This is a genomic window from Thiohalomonas denitrificans, assembly GCF_016841685.1.
GTDB classification, from domain to species: domain Bacteria; phylum Pseudomonadota; class Gammaproteobacteria; order Thiohalomonadales; family Thiohalomonadaceae; genus Thiohalomonas; species Thiohalomonas denitrificans_A.
In genome coordinates this window covers 1-6738 of sequence record NZ_JAENYR010000125.1, presented here as the reverse complement: position 1 = coordinate 6738, position 6738 = coordinate 1, and the positions used below count along the sequence as shown (strand labels likewise).

7 protein-coding genes, 1 tRNA gene and 1 pseudogene are annotated in these 6738 nt (G+C 59.6%); 8 read left to right on the top strand and 1 reads right to left on the bottom strand.

Annotated elements, in window-relative coordinates; all coding sequences use genetic code 11:
- Positions 1-175: 175 nt before the first annotated feature.
- Entirely contained in the window at positions 176-1411 is a 1236-nt protein-coding gene (locus Q7L05_RS16620) for a (Fe-S)-binding protein (protein ID WP_303909310.1), read from the bottom strand.
- Positions 1412-1714: 303 nt separating this feature from the next.
- Between Q7L05_RS16620 and Q7L05_RS16615 the strand changes: the two genes are divergently transcribed.
- The 8 genes and pseudogenes from Q7L05_RS16615 (at position 1715) to hepT (ending at position 5645) form a co-directional block, all read left to right on the top strand.
- On the top strand, positions 1715-2029 hold the full coding sequence (locus tag Q7L05_RS16615) for a (2Fe-2S) ferredoxin domain-containing protein (RefSeq protein WP_303909307.1): 315 nt from the start codon (positions 1715-1717) through the stop codon (positions 2027-2029).
- 52 nt (positions 2030-2081) lie between these two features.
- Positions 2082-2879 carry an alpha/beta hydrolase gene (locus Q7L05_RS16610; protein WP_303909305.1) on the top strand — a complete coding sequence of 266 codons (798 nt, stop codon included), beginning with the start codon at positions 2082-2084 and terminating at the stop codon, positions 2877-2879.
- Between the two features lie 232 nt (positions 2880-3111).
- The gene (rplM, locus tag Q7L05_RS16605; RefSeq protein ID WP_303909303.1) at positions 3112-3540 is read left to right on the top strand and encodes a 50S ribosomal protein L13; all 429 of its coding nucleotides are present in this window, start codon (positions 3112-3114) and stop codon (positions 3538-3540) included.
- 24 nt (positions 3541-3564) lie between these two features.
- Positions 3565-3960, top strand: coding sequence for a 30S ribosomal protein S9 (gene rpsI, locus Q7L05_RS16600; RefSeq protein WP_303909302.1), 396 nt, complete (start codon positions 3565-3567; stop codon positions 3958-3960).
- A gap of 50 nt (positions 3961-4010) precedes the next feature.
- A complete protein-coding gene (locus Q7L05_RS16595; RefSeq protein ID WP_303909300.1) occupies positions 4011-4367 on the top strand; it encodes a four helix bundle protein in 357 nt (118 codons plus the stop codon).
- A gap of 43 nt (positions 4368-4410) precedes the next feature.
- A tRNA-Gln gene (locus Q7L05_RS16590) sits at positions 4411-4484 on the top strand.
- A 227-nt stretch (positions 4485-4711) separates the two neighbouring features.
- Positions 4712-5087: pseudogene (mntA, locus tag Q7L05_RS16585) on the top strand (type VII toxin-antitoxin system MntA family adenylyltransferase antitoxin).
- A 228-nt stretch (positions 5088-5315) separates the two neighbouring features.
- Entirely contained in the window at positions 5316-5645 is a 330-nt protein-coding gene (hepT, locus tag Q7L05_RS16580; protein WP_303909298.1) for a type VII toxin-antitoxin system HepT family RNase toxin, read from the top strand.
- Positions 5646-6738: the final 1093 nt, after the last annotated feature.

The following is a 6738-nucleotide window of genomic DNA, read 5'->3' as shown; positions in this document are numbered from 1 at the left end:
GCCCCCGCGGCGATTTCCGTCAGAAGGGCATCGCGCCGGGGGCGGCCCTCCTACCAGGACAGCGGAGGCACAGCACCGGTAGGAGGGCCGCCCTCGCGGCGATTTCGTCGGATATCATCGCCTGTGGCGGCTTTCCTGCCGGAAGAGAGGCCGCTGTCTCCGTACACCTCGCGGCCTAGATTTCCCCCCGCTCGGCCTCTGCCAGCAGGCGCTCGGCCAACACCACCGGGTGCAATACCTCGGTCGTCAGGTTTTCCCCGCGGGCGCCCGCGGCGATGTGCAGGGCGCAGCCCACATTGGCGCTTACCAGATAGCGGATCCCCTGTTCCCGCAAGCTCTCCACCTTGGGCCGCCGCAGCGCATCGGCGCTCTCCGGGTGGGTGAGCATGTATTCACCTGCCGCACCGCAGCACTGGTCATTGCCCGGCAGGGGGCTGGCGGGAATGCCGAGGCGCTCCAGGAAGCGCAGCGTGCTACCGCCGCCATGCAGCACATTGCGCTGACTGCACGGTTCATGAACAGCGATCTGCCCCTCCGGAAGAGCCGCCCGCAGCTCCCCGAGGTCCTGCTCGGCCAGAAACGCCGTGATTTCATGGACCCGCCCCGTGAGGAGCTTCGCCTCGGGGCCAAGCCAGCTCTCCATCTCGCTCAGCACGCCGGTGCAGCCGCTGGCGATACCGATGACCGCGTCGGCTTCGTACGCCGCCAGCAATTCCGCGCTCCGTCGCATCGCCCCTTCGGCTCCGGCCACCTCTCCCGCGTGTAGCTCCAGCGCCCCGCAGCACATTGCTGCCTTCGGTAGATACACAGCGTAGCCGACCCGGTTCAAGAGCCGCAGGGCTGCACCCAGGGTGTCGGGTTCCAGCACCCTTCCGGTACACCCGGCGAACAGGACCACCCGGCCACGCTCAGTGCCGAGGGCCGGGCTGAATTCGGGGAGCGGCCCATCCTGCCCGGCATCCGGTACGAGGCGATTGAGGCGACCTAGAGCGCCGTTGCCCAGCAGGCGGTTGGCAATCGGCTTCAGGCCGCTGGCCTGATACGCCCGCATCGCCGCTCGGAGCGTGCGGCCGGTCAGGTTGTCTTTGGCCAGCAGCATGGCACGGGGACGCTCGCCGCCCCGACTCTGTTCCCGCAGCAGCGCCCGCCCCGCAACGATAAGACGCCCGTAGTCTACCTCGGACGGGCACATGGCTTCGCAGGCCCGGCACGCCAGACAGCTGTTCAGGTGGCGGGCGAGCGTCGCATCGGGCTCCAGTTGGCCCCGGGCCAGGGCGAGGATCAGCGAAATCCGCCCGCGCGGCGACTCGGCCTCCCGGTGACTGGCCCCATAGGTGGGGCAGTGCGGCAGACACAGGCCGCAGAGCACGCAGCGGTCGGCGAGTTCTTCGATTGTGGATTTCGGGTCCAAAGTATCCGTGAACGGTTGCGGCCGGGCGGGATGCCGAATGGCGTGTGGTAGAATCGCCGGATTTTAACGGATTCGTCGTGTTACGTGCAGTGGGGTCGGATCGGTCCTGCCCGAAGATTTCATGATTTCGTGCCGATATCGCGCAGCATATTGGTTTCACAAGGAAATTTTCGAAGGAGCGGCGTATCGGTCAGGTCTATGGACGGACCGGTTAGGGCGAAGCAGGATGCCCGAGCCGAGACTATGACCGACTGAGGAAATATTCCCTGGGATCAAAGAGACAAGCGAGATCGGTGTGACTCTATGAAATATTCGGGCTATTACAAACACCACGTTTTCTTCTGTACCAACCGCCGCGAAGAGGGTGGCTGCTGTGCCGAATTCGGGGCACAGAAGCTGCGCGACTATGCAAAACAGCGGGTGAAGGCGCTGGGGCTGTCCGGGAAGGGCGGAATTCGCATCAATACGGCCGGTTGTCTGGACCGCTGCAGCCAGGGGCCGGTGATCGTCGTCTATCCCGAAGAGGTCTGGTACACCTATGTGGACCGGGAGGATATCGATGCGATCATCGACCAACACCTGGTCGGCGGCCAGCCGGTCGAGCGGCTGAGGATCTAGCCGCCTGTCGGAAGACAGGCCTTGGCCTGAAAACCCCATTGATACGCCTCGAATGAACGATAATCAAAAAATCAGGAGCGACGCCGGGTTTTCGGCGCGGGATACTATGGCGGACGACTTTTACTTTTCGGAACTCCAGGAGCGCCATCTCTATGACGGCATGGAAGAGGATGTCTGTTCCGGCGAAGAGCTGCTCATTGACGGCCCGGCCGGACCCCTCGAGGTACTGACCTCCTGCCCCGACTGTTACGAGGATTCCCGACCCATCGCGGTGATCTGCCACCCCCACCCGCTTTATGGCGGAAGTATGAAAAACAAGGTGGTGCACATCCTGTCGGAAACCTTCAACGATATGGGATTGCTCAGCGTCACCTTCAATTTCCGTGGTGTGGGCAAGAGTGCGGGTCGTTTCGACCACGGACGCGGAGAGACCGAGGATATGCTCGCGGTCGTCCGCTATTTCCGGGAGCGCCATCCCCGGGCACCGTTATGGCTGGCGGGATTCTCCTTCGGGGCCTACGTGGCCATCCGCGGCCACCATCAGGCCGGTGCCGAGCGCCTCCTGCTGGTAGCCCCCCCGGTGAACATGTTCGACTTCTCGGAGGTGCCGAAGGTGGACGTGCCCTGGATGGTGGTGCAGGGCGGTCGGGACGACATCACCGAACCCCGGCAGGTCTCAAAGTGGGTGCACGATCAGCCGGCGCGTCCGGAGTACCGTTGGATGGCCGATGCCGATCACTTCTTTCATGGTCGCCTCAATCGTTTGCGGGACACGGTCATGAATCGCTGGTCCGGCGCGGTGGGGCAAAAAGAGGGTTTTGGCGCCGATGCCAGGGCTGCAAAACGGTGATCTCGAGTTGACTCAACATCAGCATATCGCTATATTAGCGCCAACTGATTGGCTCACGGCCAATCGCAAGACTCCTCCATCCTCCTCCTTTGGTGGAATGTTCGGCGCGGCATACTCCCCCTTGAGCCGCGCCTTTTTTATTTTCAGGGCCGCGCTTGAAGCGCGGCCTTCGTTCATGTAGGATTCCGCTTCTTTTTTCGGGACCGTCTCGATTTTTGCTGGAGCATTTGGGATGAAGACGTTTAGTGCAAAGCCGCAGACCGTGGAGCGCGATTGGTATGTGGTCGACGCCGACGGTAAAACGCTGGGTCGGCTTGCGAGCGAAATCGCGAAGCGCCTGCGTGGCAAGCATAAGCCGGTATATACACCACACGTGGATACAGGCGACTACATTGTGGTTGTCAATGCCGAAAAGGTACGCGTGACCGGCAACAAGACCGCAGATAAGATGTATCATCATCACACCGGCTATCCGGGTGGCCTCAAGTCGATCAACTTCGAAAAGCTGGTCGTGAAGGCTCCGGAGCGGATCATTCAGCGTGCGGTCAAGGGCATGTTGCCGAAGAACCCGCTTGGCCGCGCCATGTTCAGCAAGCTGAAGGTTTACGCCGGACCTGAGCACAAGCACACCGCCCAGCAGCCGAAGGCGCTGGAACTCTAAAGAGTACGGAAAGAAGTCAGAGCCATGGCAGAAAAACAGAATCAAATCAGCACCGGGCGTCGCAAGACCTCGAACGCTCGCGCCTTCCTGGTGCCGGGCAGCGGCAATATCACCGTCAATCGCCGGGGGCTCGATGAGTACTTCGGTCGCGAAACCGCTCGCATGATTGTGCGTCAGCCGCTCGAAGAGGTCGACCTGCTCGAGAAATTCGATGTCAACGTCACCGTTCGCGGCGGCGGCGGTAGCGGACAGGCCGGCGCTATTCGCCACGCCATCTCCCGCGCGCTGCTGAACTACGACGAATCCCTGCGCGGTTCGCTCCGCAAACGCGGCTTCCTGACCCGCGACGCCCGCGAAGTCGAACGCAAGAAAGTCGGCCTGCATAAAGCCCGCAAGCGCCCGCAGTACTCCAAGCGCTAGCGCGCTTCTCGTCAGGTACGAGGGATAAGAGGCGAGATACGAGGAAAGGCATGGACGCCTTCGAAGACCTGGAAGTCTGGAAAAGAAGTTGCAGACTTTCGGTTCGTATCTATCAAAACCTCTATGGGAGTCGTGACTGGGGTTTCCGTGACCAGATCACGCGAGCGGCTCTATCAGTACCCTCCAATATCGCGGAAGGGTATGAGCGAGGCTCCCTGAGGGAATACATCCAGTTCCTCAGAATAGCAAAAGGCTCGTGCGGAGAAGTTCGAACGCAGCTTTTTGTAGGGATCGAAGCGGGCCTGGTCGAAAAGCGATTTGCACTCGCCTCGGTAGAGGAAACCAGAGAGCTGAGTCGCATGCTGGGGGGTCTGATAGCGAAACTTCGCTCCAGGCTGAAAGGTTGAAACCATCCTTAGCATCTCGTATCTTCGCGCTCGCATCTTTATTTGGGGGATCGTCTAACGGCAGGACAGCGGACTCTGACTCCGCCAATCAAGGTTCGAATCCTTGTCCCCCAGCCAACACCAAAAAACCCGCCTGCGAGGCGGGTTTTTTATGGCATCGGAAATTACCTTGCAAGGGACCCATAGTACGCTCCCGGCCCTTTGGGCGAATTCCCCGAAACACCGAAACTGCCACTCTTCCCGATCCGGGCTGTGTGATAAGCTTTCCATGTTACTTTGCGCTTGGCATCGGTGTGGGACAAAAGGACGCTGATCCTTTTTTCGCTTTTTCGGAAATCGACTTTATGCCTTCCATCATCGACCCGATCCGGAGCGTACTGAACCGCCATCCCGGAATCCACCAGGCGGTATTGTTCGGTTCCGTTGCCGAGGGGCGCGCCCGCCCGGACAGCGATCTGGATCTGGCCGTATCAGCCGAAGGCCCCCTGGAAGCGGCGGAAAAACAGCAACGAAACCGTTGGGCGCCCCATCGATCTCATCGATTTGGCAACCGCAGGCGAGCCTCTGCTCGGACAGGTACTCGCCTATGGCAAACGGGTGATTGGTGATGATGAGGCATACGCCAATCTGCTGCTGCGTCCTCTCTATGCGGAGGCCGATTTCGTTCCCTATCGCGATCGCATTTTGAGAGAGAGAAGGGGAAAATGGATCGGCATTTGATAGAGACCAAGCTCGAATTTCTGCGGCGTTGCCTGAAGCGTATTAGCCCGAACATTTCATGAATCCACGTGCCCTCGCTTGTCTCTTGACCGCACAAGAGATTTTCTTCCGTCGACCGTATTCCCTGATACGGCACTCCGTCAGAAAAAATCCCTTGTGCGGCCAATATCCTGCGCGATCATCACGCGGATTAATGAAACAATCGGGCTGTAAAAATGCCCCGAAACCGTGGCTGAGCTGGAAAACGATCCTGATATTCAGGACATCGTCACATTGAACCTGTCTCGCGCCGTGCAGGTTTGCGTCGATATAGGCGCCCACTTGATTGCCGGCCTCGATACCTTGCCCCCGCAAACCATGGGACAGACCTTTGATCGACTCGCCAACGAGGGCTTGATCGAACCGGCGTTGGCGGTTCGCATGAAAAAGGCCGTCGGCTTTCGCAATATCGCCGTTCACAACTACGAGGCCATTGATTGGGCCATCGTCCACTCGATTTGCCGACATCACCTCGATGATTTTGCCGCCTTCGCGCGGAGCATCGCCGCCCGGCTCTAGAAATGGCGCATGGACCACTCTAGGAGCCGGTCCGAGAATAGCAAGGGCTCCAATTGTAGGTTGGCGCTGAGGAACGAAGCCCAACAAAATCAGTTGGGGTTCGCATAACTCACCCCAACCTACAAAAAACGATGTTCTCGGACAGGCTCCTATTAGCCTGTCCGAGAATAGGCTGACCTACTCGGCTCGGGCATCCTGCTTCGCTCTAGTGCTTCCCTGCACTCGTCGGCTCGAGCATCCTGCTTCGCTCTACCAAGTACTTCCCTGCACTCGTCGGCTCGGGCATCCTGCTTCGCTCTACCAAGTGCTTCCCTGCACTCGTCGGCTCGGGCATCCTGCTTCGCTCTAACTCCTCCATCCATGGAGTCGTGCGGCCAAGCCTGATTGGCCAGATTTCCCGCTCATTTTCGTTAAATAGAACCACTCGGCTTTGGCTCCTCGATAATAGGTTCCAGACATTCTCTACCGCCGCCATCCATGGCGGCATGCATCGCTCTAACGACTGCGTCCATGCAGTCGTATTTGCCTTACATGACCGAAAAATCTGACTCAATCCGTCTTGCCCTCGTGACGGTCGCTATTCGCGGACAGGCTCCTAGGCTGTTGTTAATGGAAATTTAAAACGACTCACTACTGGCCCATTAACAGTGGCGGCGGGTGGGGCTCCTGATGAACTTGCCCCCGCTGTCATTACGAGGACGCCTACATGGATGTAGGTGGTAGAGCGACGCAGGATGCCAAAGCCGAGCCCCGGCGACGAAGTAATCTCCTGCTCCCAAAACTCTAGATTGCCGCGTCGCTGAGGCTCCTCGCAATGACGGCTAAAGGTTCGTCACTGATTCGGGTCTGCGCAGCAGGGGGTACGGCTCGCAATGACGGCTAAATGTTCGTCTTTGATTTGGGCCTGCGCAGCAGGGGGTACGGCTCGCAATGACAGCTGAATGTTTGTCACTGATTCGGGGCCGCGGAGTTCGCAACGACCTCCCGTCAACTGCCCTTCGCGCCTCTAACCCTTCGTTCCTCGCCACTCGCCACTCGCCACTCGCCACTCACCACTCACCACTCACCACTCACCACTCACCACTCACCACTC

What these genes read in the sequence shown, in the direction of transcription:
- rpsI (WP_303909302.1), top strand. Translation starts at nt 3,565, where the DNA reads ATGGCAGAAAAACAGAATCAAATCAGCACCGGGCGTCGCAAGACCTCG.
- rplM (WP_303909303.1), top strand. Translation starts at nt 3,112, where the DNA reads ATGAAGACGTTTAGTGCAAAGCCGCAGACCGTGGAGCGCGATTGGTAT.
- Q7L05_RS16610 (WP_303909305.1), top strand. Translation starts at nt 2,082, where the DNA reads ATGAACGATAATCAAAAAATCAGGAGCGACGCCGGGTTTTCGGCGCGG.
- Q7L05_RS16615 (WP_303909307.1), top strand. Translation starts at nt 1,715, where the DNA reads ATGAAATATTCGGGCTATTACAAACACCACGTTTTCTTCTGTACCAAC.
- Q7L05_RS16595 (WP_303909300.1), top strand. Translation starts at nt 4,011, where the DNA reads ATGGACGCCTTCGAAGACCTGGAAGTCTGGAAAAGAAGTTGCAGACTT.